Source organism: Candidatus Eisenbacteria bacterium, from assembly GCA_018831195.1.
Taxonomy (GTDB): Bacteria; Eisenbacteria; RBG-16-71-46; order CAIMUX01; family JAHJDP01; genus JAHJDP01.
Genome location: JAHJDP010000012.1, coordinates 71,337 through 86,218, shown reverse-complemented (window position 1 = coordinate 86,218; position 14,882 = coordinate 71,337). Strand labels below are relative to the sequence as shown.

12 protein-coding genes are annotated in these 14,882 nt (G+C 56.2%); 11 read left to right on the top strand and 1 reads right to left on the bottom strand.

Annotation, left to right across the window (positions count from 1 at the left end):
- The first annotated feature begins 20 nt into the window (after window positions 1-20).
- The 7 genes from KJ970_01820 to KJ970_01790 all read left to right on the top strand — a co-directional run bounded on the left by KJ970_01820 (window position 21) and on the right by KJ970_01790 (window position 4,791).
- A complete protein-coding gene (locus KJ970_01820) occupies window positions 21-521 on the top strand; it encodes a single-stranded DNA-binding protein (protein ID MBU2689641.1) in 501 nt (166 codons plus the stop codon).
- 14 nt (window positions 522-535) lie between these two features.
- On the top strand, window positions 536-775 hold the full coding sequence (gene rpsR, locus KJ970_01815) for a 30S ribosomal protein S18 (GenBank protein MBU2689640.1): 240 nt from the start codon (window positions 536-538) through the stop codon (window positions 773-775).
- 89 nt (window positions 776-864) lie between these two features.
- Window positions 865-1,317 (top strand): 50S ribosomal protein L9, encoded by a 453-nt coding sequence (rplI, locus tag KJ970_01810; protein MBU2689639.1) that lies wholly within the window; start codon window positions 865-867, stop codon window positions 1,315-1,317.
- A gap of 20 nt (window positions 1,318-1,337) precedes the next feature.
- Entirely contained in the window at window positions 1,338-2,564 is a 1,227-nt protein-coding gene (locus KJ970_01805; protein MBU2689638.1) for a peptidyl-prolyl cis-trans isomerase, read from the top strand.
- A 45-nt stretch (window positions 2,565-2,609) separates the two neighbouring features.
- The gene (locus KJ970_01800) at window positions 2,610-3,122 is read left to right on the top strand and encodes a bifunctional nuclease family protein (GenBank protein ID MBU2689637.1); all 513 of its coding nucleotides are present in this window, start codon (window positions 2,610-2,612) and stop codon (window positions 3,120-3,122) included.
- An 18-nt stretch (window positions 3,123-3,140) separates the two neighbouring features.
- The gene (locus tag KJ970_01795; GenBank protein ID MBU2689636.1) at window positions 3,141-3,677 is read left to right on the top strand and encodes a gamma carbonic anhydrase family protein; all 537 of its coding nucleotides are present in this window, start codon (window positions 3,141-3,143) and stop codon (window positions 3,675-3,677) included.
- Complete coding sequence (locus KJ970_01790) at window positions 3,670-4,791, top strand: ABC transporter substrate-binding protein (protein ID MBU2689635.1); 1,122 nt, start codon at window positions 3,670-3,672, stop codon at window positions 4,789-4,791. Before KJ970_01795 ends, KJ970_01790 begins: the two co-directional genes overlap by 8 nt.
- A 4-nt stretch (window positions 4,792-4,795) precedes the next feature.
- Here KJ970_01790 and KJ970_01785 read toward each other — a convergent pair whose 3' ends face one another.
- Window positions 4,796-5,557: an energy transducer TonB gene (locus KJ970_01785; GenBank protein ID MBU2689634.1), complete on the bottom strand. Its 762-nt coding sequence runs from the start codon at window positions 5,555-5,557 to the stop codon at window positions 4,796-4,798.
- Between the two features lie 123 nt (window positions 5,558-5,680).
- On the opposite strand from KJ970_01785, the gene fusA reads away from it, so the two are divergent.
- The 4 genes from fusA to smc are packed head-to-tail and all read left to right on the top strand — an operon-like array spanning window position 5,681 to window position 14,877.
- Entirely contained in the window at window positions 5,681-7,747 is a 2,067-nt protein-coding gene (gene fusA, locus KJ970_01780; GenBank protein ID MBU2689633.1) for an elongation factor G, read from the top strand.
- Window positions 7,748-7,801: 54 nt separating this feature from the next.
- Complete coding sequence (selA, locus tag KJ970_01775) at window positions 7,802-9,217, top strand: L-seryl-tRNA(Sec) selenium transferase (protein MBU2689632.1); 1,416 nt, start codon at window positions 7,802-7,804, stop codon at window positions 9,215-9,217.
- A 9-nt stretch (window positions 9,218-9,226) separates the two neighbouring features.
- Entirely contained in the window at window positions 9,227-11,215 is a 1,989-nt protein-coding gene (locus KJ970_01770; protein ID MBU2689631.1) for an SPOR domain-containing protein, read from the top strand.
- Window positions 11,216-11,256: 41 nt separating this feature from the next.
- Window positions 11,257-14,877, top strand: coding sequence for a chromosome segregation protein SMC (smc, locus tag KJ970_01765; GenBank protein MBU2689630.1), 3,621 nt, complete (start codon window positions 11,257-11,259; stop codon window positions 14,875-14,877).
- The last annotated feature ends 5 nt before the right edge of the window (window positions 14,878-14,882 follow it).

Below are 14,882 nucleotides of genomic sequence, written 5' to 3'. Positions count from 1 at the left end.
GCCTGTCGGATTTCAAACGGATGTCCACACTTGACGAACAAGTTGACCCACGGGGCGACCTACGGGGCGACCCACCGCCGGGAGCAACCTCCCGAGGCGGGGAACGCGGCCTTTCGATCAATCGAGTGCTGCTGACGGGTCGCTGTATCGAAAACCCGGACATCCGGTATACTCCTTCGGGAAGCGCGGTCGCGACTTTCAGGATTGTCGCCGATGCACCGACCCAACCGCCCTCCGGTGCGCGACGTTCGCCGGCGGCTCTGGTCGATGTGGTTTGCTGGAATGAGTTGGCGCACTCCGCTGGGAAATCCGTTTCGACCGGCGCCTTCATTGATATTGAAGGAGTGCTGCAGGCCCGGACTGTTGAGGACCGGGCTGGGGGGCGGCGGCAAATTCTAGAAATTCATGCCCGCCGCTTTGAGATATTGGATTTGGGATGCTCGGATGAAGCCGTGTCCGGTTCGGAAACCACCGGCCGGTCCATCAGGACTTCACGGGCAAGCTCGAGTGATCTGAAATAGGAGGTAAGGATATTATGGCACGCGGAGTGGCGCGAGGACCCAGAAAGAAGGTTTGCAAGCTGTGCCTGGATCGGGTTGATTACATTGATTACAAAGATGAGAAACGTCTCAACCGGGCCATCACGGATCGGGGTAAAATCGTACCCCGGCGGGTTTCAGGCAATTGCGCCAGGCATCAGAGGCTCATTACTCGGGCCGTACGCCGGGCGCGGATATTGGCACTATTGCCATTCCAGGGCGACTCGTTCAAGTAATCAACGAGGCTTTTGAACCGAAATGTGATTCCATCGGGCCTTCTGAACCTCTTCTGAAGAGCCCGCCGGGGATCGTTTTAGGGGGAATTATGGACATTATCCTGATCCAGGATGTAGAAGGTTTGGGCAAGCAGGGGGATAAAACGCAGGTCGCTCCCGGCTATGCCCGTAATTTTCTCTTTCCGATGAAGTTAGCGTTGGAGGCGACCAGCACAGGAGCTCGTCAATTTGCTGAGCTGGATCGCCAGCGGATCGCGCAGGTCAACCGGGCCCGGCGGGATGCGCAGAAGCTGGCCGACCGTCTGAAATCGATCTCTCTTCAGATTGCCGTCCAGGTCGGTGAGGATGACAAGCTCTTCGGTTCGGTCACCAGCGCCGATATCGCGCAGGCCCTCGCGGATGAGGGGATTGAGATTGATCGTCGGACGATCCAGTTGGAGGAACCCTTGAAGGTTCTGGGCGTTTATACCGTGAAAGTCAAACTTCATCCGGAGGTTGATTCCAAGGTTAAGGTCCTGGTTCGTCCACAAACCGGAGCGTAGCTCCCGCTAGGAGTCGCACAATGTCAATCTGGGGCGCCCGTCTCTGTTTGATTCTCTGCACCGCCGCCGGCGTTCTTTTCGCCGGGTGCGGCGGGAGCGGGACCGTTGAGGACAAAGACCATGGAACCTTGGGGAATGATATCCCCCAATCCGAGTTGGTCATTGCCCGCGTCGGCGGCTCAGAAATAACAATCGGTGATGTCTATGACAAATTGCGAATCCAGTATCCGAAACTGATTCCCGAGGAGGGTTCGGCCGGCTACAATCAGATGCGGGAAATCCTGAAGATATATGTTCAGGAACTCTGCATGGTCGATATGGCCAAGAATCTCGGGTTTGAAGAATCCGAGCGTTATAAGAAGACCGTCGAATTCGCCAAAAGGTATGTTTTGGCCGATCTGCTGCTTCAAGAGGTTTTTGTTAAAAACTCCGAACCGACTGAAGAACAGGTTCTCAAGTTCTATAATGAAAACGAAGTTCTCTTCACCACTTCCGAGCGGGTCATGGTGCGGCATATCATGACGGAGACGGAGGATGAGGCGAATCAGGTCCGCAATCTTCTGTTGAACGGCGGCAATTGGGACAAACTGGCCGGGGAATATTCAATTGATAAGCCGTCCGGGCACCAGGGCGGCAAAGTCGGCGCGGTGACCCGGGACGGCGAGATCATGTCGCTGGGGAAAGCCCCCGAATTCAACCGGGTTGTCTTTAGTCTTCAGGTCGGCGAGATCAGCAGGCCCTTCAAAACGAAAAAGGGCTGGCATATCGCCGAGGTCACTGAGAATCGGCCGGAGTCAAAGCGCCCTCTCGAGTCGGTGCGCGATCAGATTGTCGAACGGTTGCAAAAAGTGAATATGATGCCGTATAAGCAGGCCGTGCTTGATTCACTGCATGTGGCTCTGGATGTCGCCGTATACGAGGATGTGCTGGAGGATTATCGATGCTCTCTCATGACCGAAGAGGAATTACTCGGTGAAGCCAGGAGAGCAAAGGATTCCAAATCACAAATCCGATTCTATCAAGAAATTCTCGACAGGATGCCCGAGAGCTCGCGTTGTCCGGAAGCTCTCTTCATGGTAGGTTATATTAATCTTGAAGAGTTCGGTGATAAGGACGCGGCGCGCAAAAGCTTTGAGGAGTTAATCCGCCGTTTCCCCGGCGATGCATTGGTTGCTTCATCCCAATGGATACTCGAACATCCGGGAGAGGCTTTGCCGGATACCGAAAAACCGGCCATCATCAAATAGGCATCACAACCTAGATGGCCATCGAAAAGGGGAAGGGGATTCGTCATGGTCGAAGTTGAGGTTTGGAGCCTGGCGATCGATGAGAAAAACCAGTATCCCGTGGTGATTCTACAAACCCGTGATGGATCCAAACGTTTGCCCATCTGGATCGGTCCCCCCGAGGCCAGCGCCATCGCTATGGAAATCGCCGGCAAGAAATTCCAACGTCCTCTGACGCATGATCTCCTCGCGATTATTCTGCAGGGGATGGGCGTTCATGTTCAACGTGTGGAAGTTACAGAGCTTGTCGAAAATACATTTTATGCAAAGATTTATTTAGAGAGGGAGGGCGAGGTCCTTTGCATTGATGCGCGCCCCAGCGATTCGATCGCCATCGCCCTTAAGACCAAAGCCAGAATATTCGTAAATCCTCAGCTTTTCTCGGAAGAAGTGGGCAGTCTCTTCTCCACGGTTGAACAGGTAGGTCAAAACGAGGAGGATGAGGAGCGGCGGGCCGAAGATCTGCGCCGTTTCATAGAAGATCTCAATCCAAAGGACTTCGGCAAATTTTCCTTTTAATAGATCGGGTATTGCCGCATGACGAACTTGAAACCGCTGATCCTTCCCTTCCGCGGCATTCGGCCTATCCTGCCAGAGAGTTGTTATCTCGCGCCCGGTGTTTGTATCGTCGGGGACGTCATCCTCGGTGAGGATTCTTCGGTCTGGTTTCATTCCATTATCCGCGCTGATGTGAACTATGTGAGAATAGGCCGGCGGACAAATGTACAAGATCAGTGCGTGCTGCATGTATCCGCCGGTACTCATCCGTTGAATATCGGCGATGAGGTGACGATCGCACACGCCGCCGTCATTCATGGATGCTCGATTGAAGACGGCTGTTTCGTCGGCATCGGCGCGAGGATCCTTGACGGGGCGCAGATCGGGCGGGAGAGCCTTGTCGCCGCCGGCGCCGTCGTAACACCGAATATGATCATTCCTCCGCGAAGTCTTGTGCTCGGCGTCCCAGCGCGAGTGAAGCGGTCTCTGGAAGAAAAAGAGGTGGAAAAGATTAGGGCTTCAGCTCGGACGTATGTTGATTACGCCTCGGAATATCGTGATGGCGTCCATGAATAAATCGATTCTTGGCGCTATATCCCGCTCCGCCATCCGGGTGGTCCCCGCGCTGGTGATGCTTCTGTCCATCACTTCTCTGGAAGCTCAAGTCAAGGTGGGGATCCTTGCCCCTTTGAATGGACCCGATGCCCCTGTCGGCGTGGCCTTGGCCAACGGCGTCGATCTGGCCCTCTCCTATCAAGCGCGGAGTCGCCATGCTGATGTGAGTCTCTTCGTGGAGGACACCTCCGGCGGCGAGGCGGAGGCGATCCAGAAGGCGTTGAATCTTCTTGATCAGAATGATGTGGATCTTCTTTTGGGTGAAATTTGGTCATCCCGAACACTGGCTGTCGCCGGCGTCGCCCGCGCGCGGGATGTTCTAATGATTTCTCCGGTGGCCAGCGATCCCGCTGTGGGGAGGGTCGGTCAAGGGATCTACTCCCTCGCTGTTTCGAGGATCCGGCAGATGGAGCGTCTGCTGGTGTATGCCAAGGAGTCTCTCGAAGTGAAACGGCCGGCGCTGTTTTACTCTGACGCCGAAGATGGGCGGGCTCTAAGAGATATCGTTACGGATATTTGGATTTCTCTCGGCATGCCTTCACCCCGCCGGTTCGCTTATACACCCGGCCAGCATGATTTTGTACAAGATGTCGAAGAGGCTCTATCCGGCGGAGCCGATGCGATCATTGCGCTGGGTTCCTCACGGGAGACTCTGTCGCTGGTTTCGCATGCTTCTCAAAAGGGCTTTCTCGGCCCTTATCTCGGTTTGGAGACATTGGGCACGGACGAAAATATACATCTACTCCAGGAGCGTCTTTGTCTGGCGGCTTATGCCGACGATTCCTATGCGGTAACCCTGCCGGGCGGTGAGAATCCCGACGCTTTTGACCAAGTTTATCGGCAGCAGTTTGGAACAGCGGCGGATCGCTTTGCGCGTCACGGTTTTTTGAGCATGCTGCTGCTCTATCAAATCATCTCTTCCAGCGGTGAATCAATTGAAGCGCTGGAGGGGGGGCTGGAGAATCTCCGGGATCCGATGGAGCCCGGACGCAAACGTGTTCTGAATCCGCCTGAAACAATGGCCCGCGTGCAGCTCATATCGATTGAAGGCGGCGTAGTGAAGAGTGTCTGGTAGGAATTTAGTCTTCGAGTTGGAACCGGAACGGGATCATCACGGTGAAGGATATGTTCCTTCCATTTTTCTGAAGAGGTTTGAATAACCATTGCCTGACGGCTGCTTTGACGGAGTTTTCACAAAATAGATCGACCTCGGAATCAACAACCCAAACATCGAGGACCCTTCCCTTGGAATCAACGCGCGCCCGGACCCGGATCCGTCCTTCAACATATTGTATAATTGAAATTTCAGGATAAGCCGGCCGAACCATTCGTAAAATCGCGAAGTCCTCACTTTGAGCGCTTAGCGGGGATGAACTGGTGGGGGATAGATCCTCGCCCAGCTCAATGATCGTTGTTTGGCGGGGATTGAGACCTCCCTCCATTTCCAGATTTTTGCGGGCAGCCAAGAGCGTCGGATCCTTCTCTGCGGGAGCGGGCGTTGGGTGAATGAGTTCAGGTTCAGGCCGTGCCGTTCTCCGGGCGCGCTGATCGGACGGGTCGGGAATGATCTCGATATGGATCATTTGCAGGGCGCCCGCGGTGAGACGGGGTCGTGATTCCCTGCGGATCTTGGCGTGAATGGGAAACTGCTCAGAGATCTCCAGCGCGGGGCGGGCGGGACCGATCATGGCCGGATGGGGAGCTTCCTCCCCACCCCACCAGGACCGGGGGATCAGAGCTGCAAGAAAGAGATGGAGAAGGATTGCGGCGGCAAGAGTTATGATGAGCCGTTTCCGGTATGGCGGATCGGTTTCGCAGTAGTAACGTCCCGCTCGAATCATAGACCCAATACCTCACCCCTCATTGAGAATAATCCCGAATAGAGCCGGCCACAAGTCGGCCTCAGCTTGACGACTCGGCTCAAGAGCCGTAACCTCAACCTTTTGGGAATAAGGTAATTAAACATGGCTAAACCGACACGACTTTCCAGGATCCGGAATATCGGCATCATTGCCCACATCGATGCGGGCAAGACGACGACGACGGAGAGAATCCTCTTTTACACAGGAGTTTCCCACCATATCGGTGAGGTTGACGAGGGATCCACGACGACCGATTGGATGGAGCAAGAACGGGAGCGGGGGATCACCATTACATCGGCGGCCATCACCTGTCAGTGGCGCGACCATCAGATCAATATTGTCGACACACCGGGTCATGTGGATTTCACCGCTGAGGTTGAACGCAGTCTCCGCGTTCTCGATGGCGCTGTTGTTGTCCTTTGTGGTGTGGGTGGTGTTGAACCCCAAACCGAAGTTGTCTGGCGACAAGCTCAACATTACCGTGTTCCCTCGATTATTTTGATCAACAAAATGGACCGCCAGGGCGCTGATTTTGAAAAGGTTCTAAGTGATATCCGGGAGAAGCTGGAAGTTATTCCTATTCCTCTCAATATCCCTGTCGGGTCGGGTGATACATTCGACGGTGTTCTCGATCTGCTGAGCCGCACTCATCTCCGTTGGGATAGGGAGAGCCGGGGACGAGAGATTTTGGAGACGCCGATTTCAGCGGCGTTTGAAAAGATTGTGGAGAAGGGACGGCAAGAGCTCTTCGAAGCCGTCGCCGGTGAAGATGAAGCAATGTTGGATCAGTTTATTTCAGGCGAGGAACTCCAATGGGAGGATATTTACAGGGTTCTGAGAAAGGCGACATTGAATCGAACCCTTATACCTGTCTTTTCCGGGGCGGCCCTCAGAGACGCCGGTATCCAACCCGTGATGAACGGGATTGTCGATTTTCTGCCCGCCCCTGATGAGGTCCCGGCTCCCCGGGGTCCCGATCCGCGAACCGGTGAGATTGTCGTCCGCCATCCTACCGTACAGGATCCCTTTTGCGGTTTGGCGTTCAAAACACATACCGATCAGGATAGGCGGCGGAGTTGCTTTATCCGGATTTACTCCGGAAAGATGGTTGAGGGCCAAACGATCCTCAATGTACGGGCCGGCGAAAAGGACCGTGTCGCCCGTCTCTACCGCGTGTCGGCCGACAAACGCAAGAGAATCCCGGAGGGACTTCCTGGGGACATCGTTGTTGCCACCGGTTTGAAGCACAGTACGACCAGTGAGACGCTCACCGATCCCGATTACCCGGTGGCGCTGGAAGCCATGATCTTTCCTGAACCGGTTGTCTCCGCGGCGCTGGAGGCGCGGCATGGTGGGGAAGAGGAGAAGATTCAGACCGCCCTCGAGGCGCTGGCCAGGGACGATCCGACCTTTATTGTTCGGATTGATGATCAGACCGGGCAAAGAGTGATTTCCGGCATGGGGGAACTTCATCTCGAAATTCTGGAGGATCGACTTGTGCGTGAGTTCAACCTCAAGATTCGAGTCGGGAAGCCGCAGGTCAGCTACCGGGAGAGCATCAGCGAGACCGTCAAAAGCGAGGGGCGCTTCCAAAAAGTCCTTGGCGGGAGCGAGCAGTTTGGAGAGGTCACCCTGATGCTGCGCCCGCGCGCCCGGGGGACAGGAAACGAGTTTATCAACTCAATAACCGAGGATCTAATCCCTGCGCCGTTCATCAATGTTATTGAGAGCGCGGTGAGGGAGGGGTTGGGATCCGGGATCCGCCTTGGTTATCCCATTGTTGATGTCGAGGTCGAATTGATCGGATGTTCCCACAATGAAAACAGCTCATCCGAATTAGGTTATCGCAATGCGACATTGATGGCTCTTCGGGATGGATGCGAGAAAGCGGGTCCCATCCTTCTCGAGCCGAATATGAGATTGGAACTCACCTATCCAACGGAATTTACGGGAAGCGTGCTGACCGGATTGGCGTCTCGTGGAGGGCGTGTTCTGGGAACGGAGACACGGGAAAACTTCCAGATCGTCAAGGCCCGCGTCCCACTGGCGCGGATGTTCGGCTATGCGACCGATCTCCGAAGCGTCACCCAAGGACGCGGCGGCTACTCCATGATGTTGGATCGTTTCGAAGAAGTGTCGGATCCTGAAGCAAAGCATATATCATATTAGTTCATGATTCGGTCTTGATCAGGGAAGAATCCGCTGAATAAAGGAGGGTGGTCTATGGGAGGGACTGAAGAGTCCCTGCGAAGGATTCCTGGTGTGGATAGGATCCTCGAGACGGACCTTATATCGCAAGTCCTGGCCCGAAGGGATCGGGGTCTCGTTGTCGCCGCGATTCGTGAAGTCCTGGCCGAGACCCGTGAACATATCCGGCAACGCGGTCGGCAGGCCTCCGTTCCTTCTGTCGACGAGATGGCGCGGGAGGCGGCACTGCGGTTAGACAAAAAGTGGTCCGGCACATTGCGACATGTCATCAATGCCACCGGAATTATCCTGCATACGAATCTCGGGCGGGCGCCCCTGGGTCTCCAGGCGCAACAGGCGGTGCATGAAGTCATCGCCGGCTATTGCAGCTTGGAGATGGATCTCGAAACCGGCCGCCGGCGGTCCCGTCTCTCCCGTGTTACGTCCATGCTGGCCGATTTAACGCAGGCCCCCGCGGCGATGGCGGTGAATAACAATGCCGCCGCTGTTTATACAATTCTCCATATTTTCGCGAAGGACCGCCCCGTGGCTATTTCGCGGGGGGAACAGGTTGAGATCGGCGGGTCATTCCGGCTGCCCGATATTATCGAAGCGAGCGGGGCGCGGTTGATGGAGGTGGGGACCACAAACCGGACGCGGATTGAAGATTATGCGAAGGCGATCGAACGGGGAGCGGCGCTCATCCTGAAAGTTCATCCCAGTAATTATACAATTCAGGGATTCACCGAGGACACTGCGGCCGCCGATATCGCCCAGATCACACGGGCGGCCGGGATCCCATTTGTTTTCGATCTGGGAAGCGGGTCATTGGATCAGCAGCCGGAGGGTGTGCGGGGGAATGAATCCTCGATCCAAGATATGTTAAAGGCAGGCGCCGATCTCGTCACATCGAGCGGGGACAAACTGCTCGGGGGGCCGCAGGCCGGATTGATCTTCGGCGGTGCGGATCTCATCGACCGGATCAAGCGGCATCCCCTCGCGCGAGTCGTCCGTCTTGATAAGATACTTCTTTGCGCCCTGGAGGCGACGCTGGCGACGATCTCTTTGGGAGCGCCGGGATGGAGCCGGTTGCCTCTGCAGCAAGTGATGGCGCGATCTCTCGAGGAGCTGGAGGCGATGGGCCGGCGGCTGCGGGAGCGTCTGATGAATCACCTCGATCAGGATTGGTCGATAGAGACGGCGGTGACGGATATCGCCGTCGGGGGTGGGAGCTTGCCGGGTGAATATCTTCCCAGCCGCGCGCTGAAGATCGGACATCCCGATTGGAGCGCCGAGCGTCTCGCCGCTTGTCTTAGAGCCGCCACTCCCCCCATCATTGGACGCATCGTCGAGGACCAGCTTCACCTGGACCTCCGCACCCTTCTGGAGGAGGATTTACAGGAGCTACCCGAGGTTCTGGCGGGCGCGGTCAGAAAAGATCGGAAGGGATAAGGAGACCGGATGGTCAATAGGGAACCATATGCGACCAGCCCGGCACAGCTTTCTGAGGAATGTGGCCTTCCTCTGCTGGGCCAGTTCGAACCCGAATCCCGATTCCTGGAGCGTCTCGGGCATCTCGGGGAATTCGCATTGGACCCGATGCGTTCGGCTCACATCTATCATGCTATCCTCGACACCTTAGGAAATCCCGCCCGGCCGCCCGTTCTCTGGATCGCCTCATTGCCCGGATCGTGGGAGCAGGCGCCCTGCGCTGTTGGAATAGCGGAGACAGCCTGTTCGATCAGTGAAGGGGCGATACTGGCTCAGGTCGGGGATATGCATCTCCCGGCGCCGGCCGGGGCGGTTGAGAGGCTCAATGAGGGGGTTCAGTCGTTTGTCGACAACCTGATGGGCCGGCCGATGCAATTTTGGCGAAGCGATCTCGCCGGTGTCTCCCGCGCCCTGCCCGCACCGGAGTCGGATGATCCCATTCCGACGATGAACCTGCCGGAGGGGGATCCTGAAAAGGGCAACCGGGCTGTCTTGGTCCTATCGCCTGTTGAGGAAGAGGGTTGGAATCCACCTTCTCATATTGTTGATGCGGTTTTATTGGTTGTCTCCTACAGGGATCATCCTCTCTCTCACATTTTGTGGGCCAAGGAGCGGATCCGATCAGCCGGGCATCGTCTGGTAGGCCTTGTTGCCGCGGGATCAAGCGACGGTTCCAAAGATCTTCCCTCAACTCCCCCGGCAAGATCCAGACCCGCGCCTCCACCTCCGCCTCCGTCTCCGCCACCAGCCGGGCCGGAATCCATACCAACGCCCCCCCCCGCACCGGCCAAGCAGATCCCAAAGCCACCCCGGAGACCATTGCCGCCGGTCCCCTCGGGTAGTGAATCCGTAGTGAGGGTTGATTGGGCGGCCCGCTTTAGCTCAGGGCAATCAAGAGGCCGGAAGATCGTTCGGCGGATCGCCCGCTCATGGCCCTGGATCCTGGTCCTTGGCCTCATCGGCGGGTTTGCTTATACAAAGTTTAAGCCGATTTTGAGCTCTCCGACAGGTGGCGAGATGGGGGCGGCCGGCGATTCGTCCACCCTCAATGGATCGACGGTTTCGGTCGATTCGGTCTCCGCCTTCAGGCGAGATATCGCCGCCGCCGAGGAGGCGACCCCACCTGCCGTACTCTCTCCTCCGTTGGATGGAGATGAACCCGAAACAGGGGCGCCGTCGGGATCAACGATGACGCCGGAAGTGACACCACCGGCTCCATCGACGCCGGAAGCAAGCCCTGAACGAATGGAAGCCGTTTCGGAATCGGTGAAGTCGGCTGAGGATATACCGGCTGAGAAGATACCGGTCAAGGAGATATCGGCTGAGGAGATACCGGTCGAAAAGATCCGGGAGGAGGATCGGGATTGGAAGGCCATCGATCAGAAAACTCTCGAAGATGAGAGTTGGGCCGCCGGCGAGCAGCGAACCCGTGAGTTGGAAACGCGGATCGTCATCCCACCACCGATCATTGCAGGAGACGCCGTGAATTCTGAGGCCGAAGGCCGGCCGAGTGAAGGCGAACCGGCCGAAAGCCTGAAGGCAGACTGGGTTCCTGAGATTACTGAGGAGGATGAGGGGCTACCGGTTGATCTTCCAGGTTGGGATGACAATCGTAAACAAACGCCGGCTCCGGACACGAAGAATCTTTCGGAAAACCAGATTCCAGGGTTGGATCCTTCACTTTATCCCCTTACTGTACAAGTCGCTGCATTCCAGAGCGGGGATGGGGCGCTGTTTGAGGTGGACAGGCTCGATGCCCTGGGGTATCCGGCTGATACGCTTTGGGTCACACTTCCAGAAAAGGGCCGGTACTGCCGGGTAGTGACGGGGAGTTTCAGGAATCCTGAAGCGGCTCTCTTGCTGGTGAAAGAGTTACAGGGACATCCCGATGTCGGGCAGGCTTTTATTGTGACCCGGGGCGGGCGGGGCAATATCCTCTGGTCCCTGAGCCATCGTTAGGATAACAAATAAAATAAAAAGCATCTTCGACGGAGGCTTTCGTGTTTGTTGAAAAGCTCGAGTTCTTCGGTTTTAAATCATTCGCCCAGAAGACGGAAATGCGCTTCAGCCCTGGTCTGACCGGCATTGTCGGTCCCAATGGCTGCGGCAAATCAAATGTCTGCGATGCTTTTCGCTGGGTCTTGGGTGAACAGAATATCCGTCAGATTCGAGGGGATTCCCTGCAAGATGTAATTTTCAATGGCACCCGCGATGTCCGCCCTCTCGGCATGGCCGAAGTGACGATCACCTTGAACAATCAGGATGGCCGGTTGCCGATCGAATTTGAGCATGTGGCGATTCGCCGCCGCGTGTTCCGTTCGGGTGAAAGTCAATTCTTTATCAATGGGACGGCCTGCCGATTAAAAGATATTAAGACTCTTTTTCTCGATACCGGTCTCGGCAGTTTCGCCTATTCCGTCATTACGCGTGACATGATCGATATTGTACTTTCTGAGCGGGATGAAGCCCGGCGGAACCTCTTTGAGGAAGCGTCAGGGATCACGCGTTACAAAGCCCGCCGCCGCGAAACGATTCTAAAGCTTGACGCCACGGAAAGGAATCTGACGCGCCTTCAGGATATTCTCGATGTTGAAGAGCGGGAGATGCGCTCTCTGGCGCGCCAGGTCGGTAAAACACGCCGCTATCAGCGGCTGCGTGACAGGATTCGCAGTCTCGACCTTCTCCGTTCCCATCGGTTGTGGGAGGACCTGCAACACCGCGAGGCGGGAATGGGGGATGCGCACGGCGAGGAAGCTCGGCGCCGGATTAGTCTCGAGGCTGAGATTTCACAAAAGGATGCGCGCGTGGAGACGATCCAAACCATGCTTCTCGAGAAGGATCGTGAGGGTGAGCATTTGCAGTCGACGCTCGATGAGCAACAAGAGCGCGTCCGAACTTCGAGTGAGCGAATTCTCATTCTTCGCGAAAGAGGCGAGTCCCTGTCCGGCCGGATTCATTCCCTCGGCGAGCGGATGCAGGGGGAACGCCGCCGGAGAGAGCATGCGATGGAGCGGCTCGGAGATCTAAAGCCGCGCCAAGAGATCGTTGAAGCGGAGTGGAAAGAGCGCGACAAGGAAGCCAAACAGGCCGAGGAAATCCTCAATGCATTGGATAAACAGCTCAAAGAAACAAAAATTGAGTTGGGTCGCGGCCAGCAGAAGGGCTTGGAAGGATTAGAGCAGGAAGCCCAACTGCGCTCAATGTGGATGAAGACCGTTGAGAGAAAGGAGGGATTCCTCAAATCGATTGAAAATATCGGAAGGCAGCGCGCGGCTTTGCAGGAGCGGTATGACAAGATTTTCTCTGAAAGGGAATTGGATGCCGGGAAACTCGGCGCACTGAAGGAGGAGCAGGAGGCGGCTCAGGAAAATGTTGAAGACGCCGACCGGCAGAAACAGGAGCAGGCGGACCTCAGAGAGAAATTTTCGCAACGGAGCGCCGAGCTTCAAAGGGAGTGGGCCGCCGCCGACAGCCGTCTCCATCTCCTGGAAGAACAAAGGCGGACCTTTGAGGGACACTTAACCGGTGTCCGGCGTCTTCTCGAAGCGGCGCCCGATCGCTTTCCCGGTGTTCGCGGCGCCCTTGGCGATCTGGTGACGGTATCACCGCAGTGGGCCGGCCCCGTCGGTTTGGCCATGGGAGAGATGGTCAGTTGGATCGTTGTGGACGATCTCAAAACGGCTTCGGCCGCCATGGAATGGCTCCGGGAAGAGGGTCTTGGCGCGGTGACTTTCCTGCCCCTGGATTCCCTCAGCTCTCCATCATCCGAACTCGATTCGAAAGATTCCCTTCCGATCGACGCCTTGAGCGCCTCGGCCGAAATAAGACCGATCGTGACATTCCTCCGGACATGGATCTGTTGTGTGAATTCGGATGAGGAACTTCCCGCGCCGGCGCAACGGGAAGCGGGTCGTGTTTGGATTTCGGCGACAGGACGCGTGCATGGCGCCTCAGGCTGGATCCGGGCCGCCGGCGCCGCCGTTCCCGGAGAAGACATTTTGAGACGGGGACCGGCAATCATTGAGTTGCAGCGGCAAACTGAAGCATTAGAGGTGGAACGCACAGCACTGGAAGAGCGGACGGAACAGTTAGACCGGGACGTGAAGGCACTAGACGTTAGATATCGTGAATTGAAGGATAGACTGGCCGATCTTGACCGCCGGGTCATCGTCACCGAACGCCGTGTCTCCGAGCAGGATCTGGAATTGAGGATTCTCGGAGCAGAGAAGGAGCGTCTAACCAACGAGGAAGGAGAACTCCAAGAAGGTGTAGCGGCCACGAGTCACGATCTTGAAGGCCTGGCGGCGCGCCGGGAGGTTTTGAAACGCCAGGAGAAAAACGCCGAAGAGGAATTGGGCCATCTCTCCACTCTTGTGAGAGAACTTGAGGATAAACGGGAAGCCCAACAATCCAGAGCCTCCGAGCACCGTCTGGAAACGATGCGTCGTGAAGGTGTTCTTCGGGAAGTTTCTTCCGAGGTAAGCCGTCTCGAGGAGGAATGTGAACGTCTGGAAGCTTCTCTCACTTCAATGAAGACGGAAGAAGTAGAGTGCCACCGGGAAAGGGAAGAGGCGCACAAAGAGCTGGAAGAACTGACGCGCTCCATTGAAATTTTAATCCGTGACCGGGAATCCCAGGTGAAGGTCTTGAACGATCATCGGGGGGAAAGAAGCCGCTCACAGGATGAATTGATGGGATTGGAGAAAGAGATGCGCTCCCTCCGCTCCAATCTAACGCAGGTTCAAGACACATTGAGGGAACGAGAGGTTCGCCTGACGCAGATTCAGGGCGAGAGAGAACAGATCCGTCAATCGGTTCTTCAAGAGCATCAATTGGATCTCGGAAAACCTCTGCCCGATCCTCTGCCATGGTCGGAGGAAGAAACCGCGCTGAGCGAAGAAGCGGTCGACGAATCCCTGCGGGGACTCCGTTTGAGGATGAACCAGCTGGGGCCGGTGAATTTACTGGCCATCACCGACTATGATGAGAAAAAGAAACATGTTCTGTATCTCCGCGATCAACGGCAGGATTTGGATTCGGCCAGAGCCAGTCTGCTTGAGGCGATTGAAAAGATCAATACCCGGGCGCGGGAGCTCTTCCTCGAAACTTTTGGGCAGGTTCAAGAACATTTTCAGGGCACCTTCCAATCGCTCTTCCCCGGTGGTGAAGCCCGGCTGGTCTTGGCGGATGACGATCCTCTGGAAGCCGAAATTGATATTCAAGCCCGGCCGCGGGGAAAGAAACTGGAATCCATTCGCCTATTGTCTACCGGCGAGAGAACTTTAACAGCTACAGCATTATTGTTTGCCCTCTATTTGGTCAAGCCGAGCCCGTTCTGCATCCTCGATGAGGTCGATGCGCCTTTGGATGATCCCAATACCAATCGTTTCATTGGAATGATGCGCCACTTCAGTCATCGCACGCAGTTTGTTTTGATTACGCATAACAAAAGAACGATGGAGGCGGGAGATGTCCTCTATGGTGTAACGATGGAGGAACTCGGAATCTCAAAGATCGTTTCGGTGAGATTGCGTGAGGCTCAGGACTTTGCGTCCGATGCGCCCGGACCCGAATCCTCACCTCCCGACGGCGATTCCAGGCCTCCCGAGACGGCGTCCTAGCACCG